The organism is Streptomyces roseirectus, assembly GCF_014489635.1.
Classification (GTDB): Bacteria; Actinomycetota; Actinomycetes; order Streptomycetales; family Streptomycetaceae; genus Streptomyces; species Streptomyces roseirectus.
Map to the genome: position 1 here is coordinate 8,939,801 of NZ_CP060828.1, position 18,912 is coordinate 8,958,712.

At 75.8% G+C, this 18,912-nt stretch carries 6 protein-coding genes; all 6 read right to left on the reverse strand.

All coding sequences use genetic code 11. From position 1 onward, the window contains the following. Window position 1: 1 nt before the first annotated feature. The 6 genes from IAG44_RS38685 to IAG44_RS38710 are packed head-to-tail and all read right to left on the reverse strand — an operon-like array spanning window position 2 to window position 18,818. A complete protein-coding gene (locus tag IAG44_RS38685) occupies window positions 2-775 on the reverse strand; it encodes a thioesterase II family protein (RefSeq protein WP_187751722.1) in 774 nt (257 codons plus the stop codon). Continuing rightward, window positions 772-1,872, reverse strand: coding sequence for a cytochrome P450 (locus IAG44_RS38690; protein ID WP_187751723.1), 1,101 nt, complete (start codon window positions 1,870-1,872; stop codon window positions 772-774). The genes IAG44_RS38685 and IAG44_RS38690 overlap by 4 nt, the downstream gene beginning before the upstream one ends. Continuing rightward, a complete protein-coding gene (locus IAG44_RS38695; protein WP_187751724.1) occupies window positions 1,869-2,957 on the reverse strand; it encodes a Gfo/Idh/MocA family oxidoreductase in 1,089 nt (362 codons plus the stop codon). The genes IAG44_RS38690 and IAG44_RS38695 overlap by 4 nt, the downstream gene beginning before the upstream one ends. Further along, window positions 2,954-4,297 carry a saccharopine dehydrogenase NADP-binding domain-containing protein gene (locus tag IAG44_RS38700; RefSeq protein WP_187751725.1) on the reverse strand — a complete coding sequence of 448 codons (1,344 nt, stop codon included), beginning with the start codon at window positions 4,295-4,297 and terminating at the stop codon, window positions 2,954-2,956. Before IAG44_RS38700 ends, IAG44_RS38695 begins: the two co-directional genes overlap by 4 nt. Next, window positions 4,294-9,708 carry a non-ribosomal peptide synthetase gene (locus IAG44_RS38705; RefSeq protein WP_187751726.1) on the reverse strand — a complete coding sequence of 1,805 codons (5,415 nt, stop codon included), beginning with the start codon at window positions 9,706-9,708 and terminating at the stop codon, window positions 4,294-4,296. Before IAG44_RS38705 ends, IAG44_RS38700 begins: the two co-directional genes overlap by 4 nt. After that, on the reverse strand, window positions 9,705-18,818 hold the full coding sequence (locus IAG44_RS38710) for a non-ribosomal peptide synthetase (protein ID WP_187751727.1): 9,114 nt from the start codon (window positions 18,816-18,818) through the stop codon (window positions 9,705-9,707). Before IAG44_RS38710 ends, IAG44_RS38705 begins: the two co-directional genes overlap by 4 nt. Between the last annotated feature and the right edge of the window lie 94 nt (window positions 18,819-18,912).

Sequence of the window (18,912 nt, forward strand, 5' to 3'; positions counted from 1 at the left end):
GTCAGGGGAGTACCGGGTGGGCCACGGGCGGCGCCACATCGCACGCCGCGAGGACGGCGGTGACGACCTGCCGGGCCTGCGGGACGAGGTAGAAGTGGCCGCCGGGCAGCACCCGGCCGGTGAACGCGCCCGACGTGGCGGTGCGCCAGGCGGCGAGGTCCGCCTCCGTGGCCTTGCCGTCGCGGTCGCCGGTGAAGGCGCCGAGCGGACAGCGCAGCCGGGCCCCGGTGTCCGGGCGGTAGGTCTCGATCAGGCGGTAGTCGGCCCGCACGGACGGCAGGAGGACGGCCCTGATCTCCGGCTCGTCGAGCAGGTCGGCGTGCGTGCCGCCGAGGTGGCGCAGTTCGGCGGCGAGGCCGTCGTCGTCGCGCAGGTGCACGTCCTCCGAGCGCTGCCGGCCCGGACCGGGCCGTCCGGAGACGAAGACGTGCCGGGGGCCGGGCCCGGACGCCTCAAGGCGCAGCGCGGTCTCCCACGCGACGGCGGCGCCCATGCTGTGCCCGAACAGGACGAGGTCCCGGTCCGGCCGGTCGGCCCGCAGCACGGCGGCGACGGCGCCCGCCAGTTCGTCCATGGTCTCGGCCGGGGGCTCCCCGAGCCGGTCCTGACGGCCGGGGTACTGCACGGCGACGAGTTCCACGCCGGGCGGCAGCAGCCGGGCCCACGGGGTGTAGAACGCGGCGGCGCCGCCCGCGTGCGGGAAGCACACGAGGGAGACGCGGGCCGCCGGGCGGGGCAGCGGGCGGCGCAGCCAGCGGGCGGTGGTGACGGTCACGGAAGCTCCACGTGGACGGGAAGTGCGGCGGGCCCGCGGCTCATGAAGTCGCCGGCGCGGCGGAAACGGAAGCCCGGGGCGAGCCGCAGCCCCGGCTGACGCTCGATCAACACCTCGGCGGCGACCCGGAGTTGGAGCCGGGTGAGGGCGGCGCCGAGGCAGGCGTGCGGGCCCTTGCCGAAGGCGAGATGGGCGCGCGGCCCGGGACGGCCGGGCCGGAACGCGTCGGCGTCCTCACCCCACCGCTCCGGGTCGCGGTTGGCGGAGGCGACGACGGCGATCAACCGCTGCCCGGCCCGCACCGGCGTGCCCGCGAGGACGCCGTCGCGGGTCGCGGTGCGCATCTGCCACAGCGCGGGCGGGTCGAGGCGCAGCGACTCCTCGACCGCGTCCGGCAGCCCTTCGGCCCGCCAGTGGTCCTCGCCCAGGAGCCGCAGCACCAGATTGCCCAGCGCCAGACGGAGGTTGGGCACCCCGGCGACGATCAGGAAGTGCAGGAAGGTGACGGCCTCCTCCCGGTCCACCTGCCCCAGCACGCCCGCCAGGGCGGGCCCGTCGACGGCCCGGCGCGCCCACCGCTCGAACGCCGGCCACTCGGGGTGCGCCCGCTGCCCCAGCAGATCGGTGAAGGCGCCTGCCCAGCGGTCGTAGTCCGCCGCGTCCGCGTCCCGAACCCCGCAGAAGGCGGCCAGCACGGCACGGGGGAGTGGCGCGGTGAACGCGGTGACGAGGTCCGCGCCCGGCTCCAACCGGTCGGCCAGCACAGCGGCTTGCTCCCGGACCACGGGCTCCAGCGCCTCCACCACCCGGCGCCCGAAGGCGGGGGAGAGGAGGCGCCGCAGGCGGGTGTGGTCGGGCGGATCGAGCTGGGACAGCGCCAGGTGCCGCTCCTCGGCGACGGAGGTGTTGTTGCGCCGGCTCGACCACATCTCGGGGTCGGCCAGCACCGCCCGGACGTCCGCGTCCCGGACGACCACGTGCCAGCCGGGCAGCGGAGTCGACACCGGCAGCTCACGGCGCAGCGCGGCCAGGCGCGGATACGGGTCGTCGGTGTGGCTCAGGTCGAGGGGGTTGAAGAGGGGAACGGTACTGGTCACAGCCCCTCCCGGCGCACGGCCGCGACCAGGTCGGGCGCGGTGACGGGCTCGGGCGCGGGCCGCCGCACCAGCTCCGGGTAGCCGAGGCGCGCGGTGAGGTCCTGCCAGATCTGGCTGAGGGTGAGGTGGTACTGGCCCGCGCGCATCGGGTCCTCGCCCGACGCGGCGGCGTCCACCATGGCCCGCAGGGCGCGCCGTACGCCGTCCGGCCACACCTCGGCGTACACCTCGCGGTGCGTGGGCGCCTCGGCGGGGCCGACGGGCTGCACGCTGGGCAGGTGCACCAGGCGGTGGGCCTCGGTGTCGAAGTCCAGCTCGCCGTCGTCCCCGCGCGGGGCGGGCAGTGCCGGGCTCCACAGGACCGGGCCGTGCGTACTGGCCAGGGACAGCGTGCCGCCGGTGAAGCCGAGGGTGGCGCGGTGCAGGAGGTGGGTGTGGTTGTCGGGGTCCTCCGGGTCGAGCTGGTTGAGCACGCGCAGCGTGACGGGGACACCGGCGAGGCTGCCCTCCAGGGTGCGGAAGGGGCCGCCGCCGGAGGGGGTGGGGTCGGTCAGCCGCCAGGGGCGCAGTCCGCCGAGCGCCTGGCCGAGGATGTCGATCAGGTCGTAGGAGACGTGGATGGCGCAGGACGCCTCCGCGTACAACAGCTCCTGCCGCTCGGCGAGATGGCGGGCGGCGGCGAGGAAACGGCGTACGGGGGCGAGGTGCGGATAGAAGGTGTTGAGCCGGTACTGGACGCCGTGCCGGCGGGCGGTGCGCAGGCACGCGGCCAGCTCCACCTGGTGGATCGGGTGCTCGTGCAGCACGTGCACACCCCGCTCCATGAGGTGCCGGGCCAGGGCGGAGCCCTCACCGCCGCCGACCCCGTTGGGCACCACCACGCAGGCCAGGTCGGCGAGTTCGGGCACCTGGTCGGGGTCGGTGAGCAGGGGGACGCCGTAGCGCTCGGCGCACGCCTTGGAGCGGGCGCTGCCACGGCCCAGGACGCCGGTGAGGCGGAGCGGGAAGTCCGACTCCCCGGGATTCTGGAAGGCGCTGAGGTAGACGCGGCCGAAACCGGTGCCGCAGACGACGACTCGGGTCACAGGATTCCTTCTTCGACGGGGAGTTCGGCGGGCGGCGCGTCCAGCAGCCGCAGCCCGGTCACGGCGGGTGCGCCGGCGATCCGACGCAGGACCCGGCCGGGATCGGGGAGCTGCGCGAAGTGCAGCCGGCCGGGCGGGAGTTCACCACGCAGGACGGCGAAGGCCGCGTGCGCTGCGGCCGTTCCGGTGAGCGCGGAGGAGTCGGTGCCGGTGAGCACGAGACTCCGCCCGTCCAGCTCGCAGGTCACCGCCTGGTACGGCGTGCGTCCCGCGAGGTCGGTGAGGGAGGCGCGGGACAGCTCGGCCGCCGCGTCGTCGACGCTCAGCCCCGGCGGCAGCCCCGCGCGGTACCGGTCCAGTACCGCGCGGGTGTGCTCGCCGCCGAACACCGTGTACCAGCGCACCTCACCGAACCCGTACCGCCCGGCGACCGCCACGGCCTCCTCCGTCAGATACGGGATCGCCGTCACGGCGCCCGGGAAGTACGGCAGCCGGACGTCACGCTCGACCGCCAGCGCCCCCGCCACCCGGCGCCCGCCCCGCCAGACGGCGGTGACCTCACCACCGGGCCGGGCGAGCCGGTCCATGAAGTCCCGGGCGGCGGCGGGCGGGAAGTGGGGGAACCCACCGACACGCACGGTGAGCGTCGAGCCGGCCGCGCGGTCGGGACGGGGCCCGGACTGCCCTGGGCGGGGGCGGCCCCCGGACCCGGCCGACGCCCCCCGCACGCCATCGAGCCGACCCTCCGAAGCGACCGCCTCCACCACGCCGCCGAGACCACCGGCACGGACGCCTGCACCGGCACTGCCACCGACGCCTGCACCGCTCCCGGCACCGACGCCGCCGACACCGCTCCCGGCACCGGCACTGCCGTCGACACCGCTCCCGGCGTCGGCGGCCTCAGCCACCAGCACCCCCGGCGCCAACCCCGCCAGCCCCGGCATGAGCCCCGCCCCGATCACCGCCGTCCGCCACCGCAACAACCGCTCGTACGGCGCCGGTTCGGCCAGCTCGTCCGTGTCGTTGACGTCGACCACGTCCGCGCCCGCCGCGAGGGCGGCCGACGCCACCAGGTGACCGGTCGCCCGGACCGGCCCGGTGGCGTTGACGACGACCCGGCACTCGGCGCAGAAGGCGCCCAGGGCGCGAGCGTCGCCCACCTCCACCGGGTCCGGCCACAGCTCCACTCCCGCAGGCAACGCCCGCTGCGGCGGGCGCCGTACGCCGGCCCGGACCGGCCCGACGCCGAGCCGCAGCAGCTCGTCCAGCACCGCCCGGCCCACCGCCCCGGCCGCGCCGACGACGCCGACGGCGACCGGGGCGGTGCGGCCGCGGTTCACGGGGTGTCCCCGGCCGCCGCGGCGGCGACCTGGCCGACGTGCGGGGCGCGCAGGCAGCTGAAGTGGTCGCCGTCGACGTCGACCACCGTCAGATCACCGAGGCACACCTCGCGCCACAGCTCGTCCGCCTCCTGCCCGAACCCGGCGAGGAACCGCAGCCGCCCGCGCGGCTGGACGAGGGTGATGTCGCCCGCGTAGGGCTCGACGGTGTGCAGCGAGGCGGCGGCGAAGGCGTGCCGGAACACCCGGTACAGGCCCGGGACCTGGCCCGCGTCGCCCTCCCCGCCCGCGCCCAGCGTGCGGCCGATCGCCGCGAGCCGGTCCGCCTGCGGTACCTCGGCCAGGGCCCGCATCCGGCGGGCCACGGCCTCCAGCCGGGGTTCACCGCGCAGCGCGGCGAAGGCACCGGCCGGCACCCGGCCCGGCGTGGCGTCGAGGACCGCGCGCAGCGCCGCGCCCAGCTCCTGTTCGTCGTCGGGGTATCCGGCGGCCACCGGGTCCGCGCCGAGCACCCGCGCGAAGGCGTGCTCGATCAGCAGCTCGTCCTCGCAGACGAACGCGGGCGGGCTGCTGCTGACCACCGTCAACCGCTCGACGTACGCGCCGTTCTCGGTGAGCTGGCGGGCGATCTCGGTGGCGAGCTGGCCGCCGAGGCAGTAGCCGGTGAGCCGGAACCGGCCGGCCCCGGTCGCCGTCAGCCGCCGCACGTGCTCGGCCGCCAGCCGCTCCACGAACCCGTCCTCCGGGATGCCGGCGCAGGCGTCCGCGTCCCCCACGGCGAGCCCGACGAGCGGCCCGTGCGCGGTGAGTCCGGCGGCCAGTTCCCGGTAGGGGGCCATGGTGCCGATGCCCTCGTGCACCAGCACCTGGAGCACTCCGGCGTCGGGGGCGTCGCCGAGCGGGACCAGCGCGCTGACCGAGCCGCCGGCGCCGGTGTCGTCGGAGGCGTCCGCGCCGCGCAGGAGGCGGGCCAGGTCGGCGATCGTCGGACGGTTCAGCAACTCCCGCAGCAGCGTGTCGAACTGCTGGTCCGCCGCCTGGGGAACCTCCTCGATCAGCCGCGCCGACAACTGGGCGAGGATCAGCGAGTCGGCGCCGAGGTCGAAGAGGCTGGTCGTGCCCGGCACGGCGGCCACGCCGAGCGCCCGCGCCGCGACGTCGGCCAGCCGCTGCTCCAACTCGTCGCCGGGCCGGTCCGATTCGGCTCCGGCGCTGCTCGTCCGCGTCCGCTGGTCGGCGAGCCGGGCCGCCCAGGACGTGAGCGACTTGCGGTCCACCTTCCCGTTCGGGGTGAGCGGCAGCTCGTCGACGACGTGCAGGGCGGCGGGCAGCATGTAGACCGGCAGGCGCGACCCGAGATGGTCGTCGACGCCGTCCGGGTCGAGGGGCGCGCGGTCCGTCTTGAAGCGGACGGCGAAGGCGTGCTGGCCCAGCGGTTCGAGCGCGTGTCCCGGCTGCGGCAGGCACAGCTCGGCCTGTCCGCCCGCCTCCGTGAAGAGCCGCGCCCACTGCTCGCGCGTGACGAAGGTCTGGTCGGTGGCGTCCGTGTGCCGCAGGTCCTCCGCGCCGGTCATCATGAACGCCTGCGAGATCAGGATCTCGTAGTGCTCCCGGGTCGGCTCGGTGACCAGCAGCAGCCCGCCGGGGGTGAGCAGGGAACGCAGCGCGGCCAGGGCGTCCGCCGTGTCACGGGCGTTGTTCAGGACGCCCGCGCACACCACCACGTCGAAGGAGTTCGGGGCCAGACCCTGGTCGAACGGGTCGCCGTCCACGTCGTACAGCCCGTACCGCAGCCGGGGATCGGCGCCGAACCGCTCGCGCGCCTTGTCCAGGAAGAACGGGCTCAGGTCGGTGAACAGCCACTCCACCGGCAGCCCCTCCAGCGCGGCCAGCGCGCCGGCCGTGCTCGCGCCGGTCCCCGCGCCCACTTCGAGCACCCGCAGCGGACGTCCGGCCGGGCGGGCCTCGGCCTCGGCGCGCAGGGCCTCGGCGAGGACGCGGTTGAGGTAGGCGGACATCACGTTCTCGCGGTAGGCCGCGTCGGCGGTCTCCAGCCGGGCGCCGGGGAAGAGCAGGTCGACGGCGGCGATCTCGTCGTCCATCAGGGCGCCCAGCCGGTCGGCGTGGGAGCGGAGGTAGTCCAGCAGCTCCCGGGGCCCCAGGTCGTCGCTCCACAGGGCGGCGATCCGGTCCCAGGCGGCGCCGGGCGACGGGGGCTCGGCGCCGGCGAGGCGGTAGCGCCCGCTGTCCGGCTCCCGCTCCAGCAGGCCCTCCGCATGGAGCACGCGCAGCCAGCGCCGCATCAGACGCCGGTGGCGCGGCGCGGCGGCAGCAGCCGCCACCTCCTTTGCCGTGTGGGCGGTGTCCGGCCCCGTGAACAGGCCGCGCTCCCGCAGCGCGCCCAGCATCGACGCCAGCGACGCCGCGTCGAGGAGCCGGGCGAACTCGGCGATCCGCTCGGGATCGGCCACGGTGTCCTCCACCGCCTGGGCCCGCTGCGCCAGGGCATCCGCCGGCGCGCCGGCCCGGCCGGGCGTGGTGCGGGCGGGCTCCGCGAAGGCGACCAGCCTGCGGTCGAGCGGATCGTCTCCGACGGCCAGCACGGCAGCCGCGCCGACCGCCTCGTGGTCGGTCAACGCCGCCTCGATCTCGGCGAGTTCGATGCGATGCCCGCGGATCTTGACCTGTCCGTCCTCACGGCCGAGGAATTCGAGGTCGCCACTGGGCAGGTACCGCCCCAGGTCACCCGTGCGGTACAGCCGCTCCCCGGTGACAGGGTGGGTGACGAAACGGCGCTCCGTGGTCTCCGCGTCCCCGTGGTAGCCGAGCGCGAGACCGGCACCGCCGATGCACAGCTCGCCCGGCACCCAGTCCGGCCGGGGCCTGAACGTCTCGTCCAGGACGTGGAAGGTCTGGTTGGCGAGCGGCCGCCCGTACAGGATGCTCGGACGGTCCGGGTCGACGGGCTCCTCGATGGGGTGGTGGACGGACCAGATCGCCGCCTCGGTGGCCCCGCCCAGGCTGATCAGCCGCAGCCCCGGCAGCAGCGCCCGCACCCGGTCCGGCAGCCGCACGGGGATCCAGTCGCCGGACAGCAGGCCGAGCCGCAGCGCGCCGAGCCCGGCGACGTCGTCCGCGCCCGCCGTCGACGCCAGGTAGTCGTGGAGCATCTGCAACTGCGCGGGCACCGAGTTCCACAGGGTCACCCGGTGGCGGGCCGCCAACTCGGCCCAGTGCGAGGGGTCGCCGCGGCGCTCCGGGTCCGGCAGTACCAGGGCGCCGCCGTGGGCGAGCGGGCCGAACACGTCGTACACGGACAGGTCGAAGCCGAGCTGCGCGAGCCCGAGCACCCGGTCGTCCGGGCCGACGCCGAAGCGGTCGTCGATGTCGGCGACGGTGTTCAGCGCGGCCCGGTGGGAGACCACGACGCCCTTGGGCTCGCCCGTCGAACCGGAGGTGTAGATGATGTACGCCGGGTCGTCCGGGTCCACCGGCCGGGGCTCGACGGCGTCCGAGGGTTCCAGCGCGTCCACGTCGATCGACGGCAGCCCGTACGCGTCACCGAGCCGGCCTTGCGTGAGGACGGCCACCGCCCCGCTGGACGCGAGCACCCGCGCCCGCCGGGCCGGCGGATGGACGGTGTCGACCGGCACGTACACACAGCCCGCGTGCAGCGCGCCGAGCACGGCCGGAATCTGCTCCCAGCCCTTGTCCATCACGACGGCCACCCGGTCGCCCGGCGCGACCCCGGCCTCCCGCAGCCGGCCGGCCACCGCGTGGGCGTACCCGGCGAGTTCGGCGCAGGTGAGGGTGCGGTCCGGCGCGATGAGCGCCGTCCGGCCGGCGTGCGCGTCCAGGGCGGCGAACACCCGCTCGTGCAGCAGCCCTTGGGGCAGCGGGCGCGCGGTCGCGTTCACCTCGGCGCGCCGGGCCGCCTGCGCGGCGGGCAGCGCCACCGGGTCGGCGGCGGTCCACGGGGCGTCGGAGCCGGCCAGCTCCCGGACGAGGGCGGCGAACGCGGCGAAGGCGTCGTCGGCCAGCCCGTCCGGCAGGACGCCCTCACGGACGTCCCAGCCGAGGAGCACCTCGCCGCCGGACTCCATGACCTGGCAGTCGATCCACACCTGCGGGGTCTGCGTGACGCCGTACACGACCCGCCCCGGGCCGCTTTCCGGCGCCTGCGTCCCCTGGAGGGTGCTGGTGAACACGACCGGCATCAGCGCGGGCGCCGAGCGGCGGCCCGCCTCGCGCAGCACGTCGACGCCGGAGAACAGGCCGTGGTCGAGGTCGTCGAAGAGCCGGGCGCCCAGAGCGCGCGCCCGCTCGGTGAAGGGGGCCGCGGGGTCCGGTTCGACGGCCAGCAGGGTGACGGAGGTGAAGTCGCCGACGACCCGGTCGATGTCGGGGTGCACGGGCCGCTTGGCGAACACCGGCAGGTTGAGCGTGAAGCGCGGCTTGGCGCTCCACCGGCCGATGACCTCGGCGTAGGCGGCCAGGAGCACGGTCGACACGGTCAGGTCGTGGGTGGCGGCCCGGCGCCGCAGTGCCGCCGCCTCGTCGGAGGCCAGCCGGTCCGCCAGCCGGCGGAACCGCACCGCGCCGCCCGGCTCCTCGGCCAGGACCGGGAGTTCGGGCGCGGGCGGCAGCGTGTCGAGCCGGTCCAGCCAGTACGCCCGGTCCCGGGCCCAGCGGGCGCTGTCGCGCAGCCGCCGCTCCGCGAGCACGTGGTCGCGGAAGGAGACGGGCACGGGCACCAGCGGCCGGTCCGGGTCCGTGCACAACTGCTCCAGCTCGCCCAGCAGTCGCTGCACCCCGGAGAAGTCGGTGACGAGCAGGTCGACGGACAGGTGCACCAGCAGCCGCTCGGGGGAGTGGGTGATCCGCACGTCGAACAGCGGCCAGACCGCCGGGTCGTAGGTGCGCTGCGCCAGCTCCCCGCGTATGCGCTCGGCCTCGTCCGCCCGCGCCACGGGCACCGCGTACGGCGGCAGGTCCTTGAGCACCTGCTGCCCCTCGGGGTGGTACACGGTGCGCAGCGCGTCGTGCCGCTCGACCAGCACCCGCCAGGCGTCCGCCGCCCGCTCGGGCGCGACGGTCCCCGGCAGCTCGTACTCCAGGTAGGCGTGGCAGCCGATCCCGCCGTACGCGAACGCGTCCGTGCGGCCCAGCAGGTACGACGACTGCACCTCGGTCAGCGGGAACGGCAGGTGCCGTCCGTCGGGATCGGGGACGACGGGCTCGGCGAACGGGTCGCGCAGATGGGCGAGGACCGCGTCCCGGCCGTCGCGCAGGCGCTCGCGCAGGGCGTCGGTGAGGGCGCCCTGCGGTGCCCGGAAGCGGAGCCTGCCGTCCTCCTCCCACAACTCGACTCCGGCGGCGGTCAGTTCCGACACCAGCTCGGCGGCGCTCACAGTTCTCCTTCTTCCCACGTCCGGTGGGTGGTTTCGGTGGTCTTGCGGGTGTCGTCGACGGCGGCGGCGAGCGCGGCGACGGTCGGGGCGGTGAAGAACGCCCGCAGCGGTACCTCCACGCCGGTGCGCTCGCGCAGCCGGGCGATGAGGCGGGTGGCCAGCAGGCTGTCGCCGCCGGCCGCGAAGAAGCCCTCGTCACGTCCGGCGGGGGGCTGGAGCAGCCCGGTCCAGAGGGCGGCGACGAGTTCTTCGGTGGGGCCCTCGGGCGGGCCTCCGGGATCGGTGCCGGTCGCCTGGGTCGCGGGACGGTCGCCTTCGCGGGCCGAGGCTTCGAGCCCCGTGCCTTCGAGGCCCGTGTTGAGGATCAGCGCGTCCCAGTCGTCCGCCCCCGCCAGCTCCGCCAGCAGGCTCGACTGCCGGTCGGCGAGGGCCCCGGGCAACTCCTCGGGCAGCAGCCCGACGACCGCGTCCCAGGTGAGGCGCAGCCCCTCGGCGTCCTCCATCACCTGGTGGTCCAGCCACACCTGCGGGGTCTGGGACACCGCCCAGTGCGGCGGGGTCAGCAGCCGGGCCCGGTCGTCGTCGATGCCGAGGGCACTGGTGAACACCACGGGCATGGCCGCCGCCCGCGCACCTTGTTCCAGGGCGAGCCGGCGCATCACCCAGACGGCGGAGACCGACCGGTGGTCGAGGTCGTTCCACAGCCTGGCCTGGAGTCCGCGCAGCCGCGCGAGCCAGGACTCGCCGGTCCGTGGGTGGTGGGCGGCGAGCAGCAGCGAGGTGAAGTCGCCGGCGATGCGGTTGATGTGCGGGTGGATCTCCTGCCGGTCGAACAGGGTGAGGTTGACGGTGAGTTCGGGGCTCTCGGCGTGCTCGCCCAGGGCCTCGGCGTAGACGGCGAGCAGGAGCACGGAGGGCGTGACGCCGTAGGCGCGGGCCTGTTCCCGCAGCCGTTCCCACACGTCCTTCGGGAGGTGGGTGGCCCGGCGTTCGAACCGGGGACGGCCGACCTCCGACGGGTCGCGCACCAGCGGCAGCCGGGGCGCCGGCGGCAGCGACGGCAGCCGCTCACTCCAGTACGCCTGATCGGCCGCCAGCGTCTTGGGAGAGGGCCGGGCGGAGGCGAGGTAGTCGCGGAACGTCACGTCCAGCGGCGGGAGTTCGGCGTCCGGGTCCTCGCACAGCTGCCGCAGCTCGGTGAAGACGATCATCATGCTGAGGCCGTCCAGGATCAGGTTGTCGAGGCTGACCCCGATCCGGACCCTGCCCTCGCCGTACCGCACGGCCCGGACGTCGAACAGGGGCCAGCGGGCGGGGTCGAGGGTCTGGTGGGACATCTCCTCCCGCATCACCGCGAGCTGGTCCTCGCCCTCGGCGACCGGGATCGTGAACTCCGGCACCTCGGCGAGGACCTGCTGCCGCCCCTCCTCGTCGAAGACGGCCCGCAGCATCGGATGCCGCTCGATCAGCCGCCGCCAGGCCCGCTCGACGACGGCGACGTCCGTGCCCTCCTCGTCGGTCTCGCTGTAGTAGTGCGAGCCGACCCCACCCAGGTCGAGGCGGTCGGTGCGCCCGATCCAGTACGCCTGCTGCACGTCCGTCGCGGGGAACGGGTCGTGCGCGTGCTCCGGATCGGGGACGAGCACGGGCGCCCGTTCCTCGACGCCGAGGGTGAGGGTGGCCGCGTAGTCCTTGAGCACGGGACGGGTGAACAGGGCGGCGATGCGCGCCCCTTCGACGCCGGCCTCGCGCAGCCGGGCCACGAGACGGGTCGCGAGCAGGCTGTCGCCGCCGAGGGCGAAGAAGTCGTCCTCCCGGCCGACCTGTCCGGCGCCGAGGAGGTCGCTCCAGGCGGCGGCGAGGAGCTGTTCCGCCGCGCCGGCGGGCCGCTCGCCGCGTTCGGGCGCGGTGTCGAGTCCGGCCGCCCGGTCGGCGAGCGCGGTGCGGTCCACCTTGCCGTTGGCCGTCAGCGGCAGGCCCTCGGGCAGCGGCACGAGCGCGGAGGGCACGGCGTGCGCGGGCAGGTGGTCCGCGAGCCGCCGCTCCACCTCGACGATGTCCAGTTCGCCGTCGGGCACGAGGAACGCGGTCAGCCGCTGCTGTCCGCGCGGACCCGTCGCGACGGTGACGGCGCGGGCCACGCCCGGCTGGGCGAGCAGCGCCGCGTCGACCTCGCCGAGTTCGGTGCGGTGACCGCGGATCTTGAGCTGGTGGTCGCGCCGGCCCAGGAACTCCAGGAGCCCGCCGGGACGGTAGCGGCCCAGGTCGCCGGTGCGGTACCAGCGTCCCCCGTCGTGCGTGACGAACCGGTCGGCCGTGCGCTCCGGGTCACCCCGGTAGCCGGTGGCCACGCCGGCGCCGCCGATCCACAGCTCGCCCGGCACCCAGTCGGGGCAGTCCTCGCCGTGCGGGCCCGCGACCCGGAACCGCTGGGCGCGCAGCGGGGTGCCGTACGGCACCGAGGGCCAGCCGCGCGGGGCGCCGGCCGTGGCGTCGAAGTGGTTGGACCAGATCGCCGCCTCGGTGGCGCCGCCCATGGCGATCAGCCGGCAGCCGTCCCCGGACGCCTCGGCGAGCCGGGCGGGCAGGTCGAGCGGCACCCAGTCCCCGGAGACCAGCGCGAGCCGCAGCCGGGGCGGGGCCTGCCCGGCGGAGGCGGTCAGGAGCATGTCGAGGAGCATCGGGACGGTGTTCCAGACGGTGACGTCGTGACGCGCGGTCAGATCGCGCCACCGCTGGGCGTCCCGGCGCTCGTCCTCGCCGACCAGCACCAGCGCGCCGCCCGCGCCGAGGAGCCCGAACACGTCGTAGACGGACAGGTCGAAGTCCAGCGCGGAGACCGCCAGCACCCGGTCGCCGGGTCCGACGCCGTGCCGTGCGGTGATGTCGTCGACGGTGTTGGCCGCCGCCCGGTGGGTCACCTCGACGCCCTTGGGCTCACCGGTGGAGCCCGAGGTGAAGATGACGTACGCGCAGGAGTCCGGGTCGGCCGCGACGGGTGCCGCGAGCGGCGCCGGCAGCTCCCCGGCGAGGAGTTCGGCGTCGACCACGCAGCGGGCGCGCGACGCGTGCAGCACGCGGGCGCGGCGCACCGGCGGCTGGTCGACACCGACCGGCACATAGGCGGCGCCCGCCGCCAGCACGCCCAGGACGGCGGCGATCTGGTCCGGCCCCTTGGGCAGCGACACGGCCACCGTGTCGCCGGGCTCGATCCCGCGCTCGCGCAGCGCGGCGGCGATCCGCAGGGCGTGCGCGCTCAGCTCGCCGCGCGTCGCCGCGCCGTCCTCGCCCCACAGCAGCGCGGGGGCGTCAGGCTCGGCGGCGGCCCGCTCGAAGAACGGCACGTGCAGGGCGTGTCCGTCGCCCGGGAGCCCCGTCGCGTTGGCCTCGTCGCGGACCGCCCGCTGCCCGGCGGGCAGCAGTTCGGGGCGCGGCGCCTGCCAGTCGCCGTCGGCGAGACGGTCGAGGAGCCGGCCGAACGCGTCGGCCATCGTCTCGACCAGCCCCTCGGGGAACAGGTCGCGCACCGCGTCCCACTGGTGGCGCAGCGATCCGCCCCGGCCCTCGTAGACCTGGAGGTCCAGCCACACCTGCGGGGTCTGGCTCACGCCCCACACCCGGGGCGGGAAGCCGTCGGGCGCGTCCATGGACACGCCGTCGTCGACGCCGAGGGCGCTGGTGAACACCACGGGGACGGTCGCGTCCCGCTCACCGCGCGTCCGGGCCAGCTCGCGCATCACCCACACCGCCGACACCGAGCGGTGGTCGAGGTCGCGCCACAGCCGCTCCTGCAGGCCGCGCACCCGGGTCAGCCAGCTCTCGCCGGGCTCCGGGTGGTGGGCGGCGAGCAGCAGGGACGTGAAGTCGCCGAGCACCCGGTTGATGTGCGGGTGCACCTCCTGCCGGTCGAACAGGGTGAGGTTGACGGTCAGTTCAGGGCCCTCGCTCCACGCGCCCAGCACCTCCGCGTACGCGGCGAGGAGCAGCGTGGACGGGGTGATGCCGTGCTCGCGCGCCCGTTCCTTCAGCCGCGTCCAGCGCTCGGCCGTCAGCTCGCCGGGCGTGCGCGTGAACCGGGGCCGGTCGAGCAGGGCCGGATCCCGCGCGAGCGGCAGGCGGGGCGCCGGCGGCAGCGACGGCAGCCGTTCGAGCCAGTAGGCCCGGTCCGCCTCCAGCGCCTCGGGCGCCGGCCGCACCGAGGTGAGGTAGTCGCGGAACGTCAGCTCCACCGGCGGGAGTTCGGCGTCGGGGTCGGCGTACAGGGTGCCCAGTTCGGTGAAGACGGTCATCATGCTGAGGCCGTCCAGGATCAGGTTGTCGAGGCTGACGCCGATCCGGGTGCGGTCGTCGCCGTGGCGTACGGCCCGGACGTCGAACAGGGGCCAGCGGGCGGGGTCGAGGACCTGGTGGGACATGTCCTCGCGCAGGGCGGCGAGCTGTTCCTCGCCTTCCGCCACGGGGATGGTGAACTCCGGTACCTCGGCGAGGACGTGCTGCCGGCCTTCCTCGTCGAAGACGGCCCGCAGCATCGGATGCCGGTCGATCAGCCGCCGCCAGGCCCGCTCCAGACGGGGGAGGTCGACCGCGACGCCGTCGAACTCCGAGTAGTAGTGGGAGCCGACCCCGCCGAGCCGCATCTCGCCGGCCCGGCCCAGCCAGTACGCCCGCTGCACGTCGGTGGCCGGGAACGGCTCGTGGGCGCGCTCCGGGTCGGCGGCGAGCCGGGTCTCCGGCCCGCTCTCGCCCAGGGTGAGCGTGCCGGCGTAGTCCTTGAGGACGGGACGGGTGAACAGGGCGGCGATCCTCGCGCCGCGCACCCCGCGCTCGCCGAGCCGGTGCAGCATGCGGGTGGCGAGCAGGCTGTCGCCGCCGAGGGCGAAGAAGTCGTCCTCCCGGTGCACGGCCTGGACGCCCAGCAGCTCCCGCCACACCTCGGCGACGCGTTCCTCGACCCCCGGCGCGGGCCGGGTCCCGGACGTCGGGGCCGCCTCGGCCCGGCCGGTGTGCCGGGCGAGCAGGTCGCGGACGGCACGCCGGTCCACCTTGCCGTTCGCGGTCAGCGGCATGAGCGGCAGGACGACCAGCCGGTCGGGAACCATGTACGAGGGGAGCAGCCCGGCGACCGCGTCCCGGACCGCGCCCGGCTCGCACGGCGCGGCCCGTGGGTCGCGCACCGCCCGGATGAGCAGCGCCGGTTCCTGGTCGCGTACGGCGGTGTCCGCGTCGGTGAACCCGTGGGCGCGCAGCAGTTGCTCCCACGCCGGGGCCGGCAGCAGGGGGCTGCCGGCGGCCCGCCGGGCGGGGTCGGCGTCCGCGAAGGCCCGGGTCGGCAGGGCGGCGCAGATCAGGCCGAGCGGCGGCAGGGCGCCCTGTTCGACGGCGAGCAGCAGCCCGCCGGGCGCCAGCAGGGCCGCCGCCTGGGCGACTCCGGCGGCCGGGTCGTCGAAGGCGTGCAGCGAGCCGAGGGCGAGGACGGCGTCGAACGCCCCGGGCAGGTGGTCGGGCAGCACGCCGTGCGGGAGGGCCTGGTAGCGGACCGGATGTCCGGCCAGCCGCTCGCGCGCCCGGTCGAGCAGGGTGGCGGACGTGTCGAGGAGGGTGAACTCGACGGCGTCGTCCGCGAGTTGGCGTATCACCCGCTGTGCGCCGAGGCCGCCGCGCGCTCCGACGACCGCGACCCGGGGCGCACGCCCCAGCTCCCGCGCGAGCCCTCGCAGGGCGTCGGCACAGTCCTCGGCGGCCGGCGCGCTCGCGGGCAGCGCGTCCAGGGCCGCTTCCGGGGCAAGGACGGGATCGTCGAGGAGTTCGAGCGGGTCGCGTTCGCCGGTGAGCATGGCCCGCAGGTCGGGCAGGTGCAGCAGGAGACGGTCGAGGACGGGTTCGAGGCGGGTTCCGGCGACGCGCCGTGCCACGGCCTGCTCGTCGGCGTCGGCCGGCGCGGTGCGTCCGTGGCGGCCCAGCCAGTCCCGCCAGAGGTCCCTGACCCCGCGCATCCGCGCGTCCGGTCGCAGGCCGGGGGTGAGGATCCGGCCGAGGACGTGGGCGACGACCTCCGTCTCCAGCGGATCCGGGCGCGCGGCCGACACCGAGGTCCGCACGCCCGCGTCGGCCGGCTCGGTCGCGCGCGTCGCGGGCGCGCAGGCGGCCACGAGCATGTGCCGCTCACCGCCGGTGACCGCCGCGACCGCCCGGCCCACTCCGGGCGCCCGCTCCAGCGCGGCCTCGACCTCGCCCAGCTCCACCCGGTGACCGCGCAGCTTGACCTGCGAGTCGGCGCGGCCCAGGAACTCGACGACGGCACCCGGCCGGTAGCGCGCGAGGTCACCGGTGCGGTACCAGCGTCCGCCCTCGTGCGTCACGAACCGGTCGGCCGTGCGCTCCGGGTCGCCCAGATAGCCGTCGGCCACCCCGGCGCCGCCGATCCACAGCTCGCCCGGCACCCAGTCGGGGCAGTCCCGGTCCCGGGCGTCGACGACGCGACAGCGCACGTTGCGCAGGGGAGTGCCGTACGGGATCGCGGCCCAGTCCTGCGGCACCGCCCCGCCGGTGATCTCGCACACCGTGGAGTGGATCGCCGTCTCCGTGGTGCCGCCGAGCGCGACGAACCGGCAGCCGGGCGCCCGTCCGGCGAGCCGGCCCGGCAGGTCGACGCCCACCCAGTCGCCGCCCAGCAGGACGACGCGCAGCCCGGCGAGCCCGTCCCCGCCGCTGCTCAGCAGCATGTCGAGGACGGAGGGCACGCAGTTGAGGACGGTGACGCGGTGCCGGGCCATCAGCGCGTGCCAGCGTGCCGCGTCCCGGCGCTCCTCCTCTCCGACGAGGACCACCGCGCCACCGGCGGAGAGCGGTCCGAAGAGGTCGTAGACGGACAGGTCGAAGTCGAGCGCGGACAGCGCGAACGTGCGGTCGCCCTCGCCGATGCCGAAGCGCTGGTCGAGGTCGTCGACCGTGTTGCGGGCGGCGCGGTGCGGGACGACGACGCCCTTGGGCTCGCCGGTCGACCCGGAGGTGAAGATGACGTACGCCGGATCGCCGTCCGCCACCGTCACCGCCTCCTTGACCGGCGCGTGCGCCGACGCGGCGGACACGGTCAGTGCCGCCACGCCGTCGGGCAGCGGCTCGGCGGCCTCGTGCACGAACGCGGCACGGACACCGGCCGTGCGCAGGACGCGGTCGCGGCGGGCCGGCGGATGGGCGGACCCGACCGGCACATAGGCGGCGCCCGTGACCAGGCAGCCGAGGACGGCGGCGATCTGGTCGGGCCCCTTGGGCAGGCAGACCGCGACCCGGTCGCCCGGTCCGACGGCGTGCGCGGCGAGGGCGGCGGCGATCCGCCGGGCCCGGTCGGCGAGTTCGCCGTACGACAGAGAGTCGCCCTCGCCCCACAGCAGCGCGGGCCGATCGGGCTCGCGGTCGGCGCGGTGCAGGAAGTCCTCGTGGAGGAGCAGCCCGGTGCGCGGGCCGTCCGTGTCGTTGGCCCGCGCGCGGGCCGCCCGCTGGTCGTCCGGCAGCAGGTCCGGGACGGGCTCGCGCCACGGGGTGTCGGACGCCGCGAGCCGGTCGACGAGCGTGCGGTACGCGGCGAACATCGCGTCCAGCATCCCGTCGGGGAACGCCTGCTCCAGCGCGTCCCAGTTGACGAGGAGCCCGCCGTCCAGCTCGGTGACCTGGGCGTCGAGCCACACCTGGGGGCCCTGGGAGATGATCCACACGGGCCGTCCGAAGCAGGCGCGCACGTCCTCGGAGAACAGCTCGCCCAGGTTCAGGGCGCTGGTGAACACGACGGGTGCGAGGACCCGTCCGCCGTCGGGCTGGGCCCGGTTGAGGTCGCGCAGGACCTCGACGCCGGAGTAGGAGGCGTGGGCGGCGTCGTCGAGGAACCGTTCCTGCGTGGCGCGGGCCCGGTCCTGGAAGGAGGCGGTGCCGCAGACGTCGGCGGCGAGCAGGACGGATCCGGTGAAGTCGCCGACGAGCAGGGGCACGTCGGGGTGCAGCGGTTCGCGGTCGAACAGGGGCACGTTGAGGAGGAAGCGCTGCTCGGCGCTCCAGGCCGCGAGGACCTCGCAGTAGGCGGCGGCCAGCGCCATGGCCGGGGTGACGCCGTGCCGGTGGGCGCGGGCGAACAGGGCCTCGCGCTGCTCGGGCGGCAGCCAGTGGTGGCGCCGGGTGACGCGGGGGTGCTCCGCCGTCGACGCGCCGGGCAGGACGGGCAGGGCGGGGGCGCCGGGCAGGTCCGGCAGGCGGGCGGCCCACCAGGCGGCGTCCCGCCTCAGGTCGCGCGCCCGGTCGGCGGAGGCGGCGCGGTCGGCGAGGTAGCGGCGGTAGCTGTAGCCGATGGGGGAGAGGGGGCCGGTGCCGCGGTAGAGCGTGGCCAGGTCGGCGAGCAGGACCCGCAGGCTGAGCGCGTCGGCGGCGAGCATGTCGAGGTTGAGGTGCGTACGGGTGCGGCCGTCCGGCAGCAGGGACAGCTGGACGTCGAAGACCTCGCCGTCGCCGACCCGCAGCATGCGGTGCGACAACTCGTCGCGCAGCCGCTCCAGCCGCCGGGCGGCCTCGTCCTCGGGCAGTGCGCGGAGGTCGTGCACGCGCAGTCCCGGCCACTCGGCGGCGGTGGGGGTGTGCTGGCGGCCGTCGTCGCCGAACACGGCACGCAGTTGCGCGTGCCGGGCGAGCAGGGCGCGTACGGCCTGCTCCAGGCGCCGCGGGTCGACGCCCTCGCCGTCGAACTCGTTGTAGAAGTGCGCGGCGACACCGCCGAGTTGGTGTTCCTTGCCGCGCCCGACCCAGTAGGCGTGCTGCATCAGCGCCAGGTCGAAGGGCGAGGTCTCGTCGGCGGATATCTCAGGGGCCGGGGCGGCGGCGGGGGTGACGTCGTCGGTACATCGCTCGGCGGCGAGCGCGCTCCAGGCGTGCAGGGTGGGTGTGCGGGCGAGTTCGGCGAACGTCAGGCGGATGCCGTCCCGGCGCAGGGCGCCGGCCACGGTCATCAGGCGGATGGAGTCGAGCCCCTGCTCGATGAGGTTGTCGCCCGCGTCGACGTGCTCGGCGTCGGGGCCGAGCCAGTCGGTGAGCAGCGGGCGGATCGATCGCAGCGGATCGCGTTGTGACACTTCGTTACCAGCCTTGCCTGTGGGGTGCCCGGGAGGCCGGGACGGCGCGGATACGGAGCGATGGCATCCAGTTATTGAAAATGGTATTCATTTC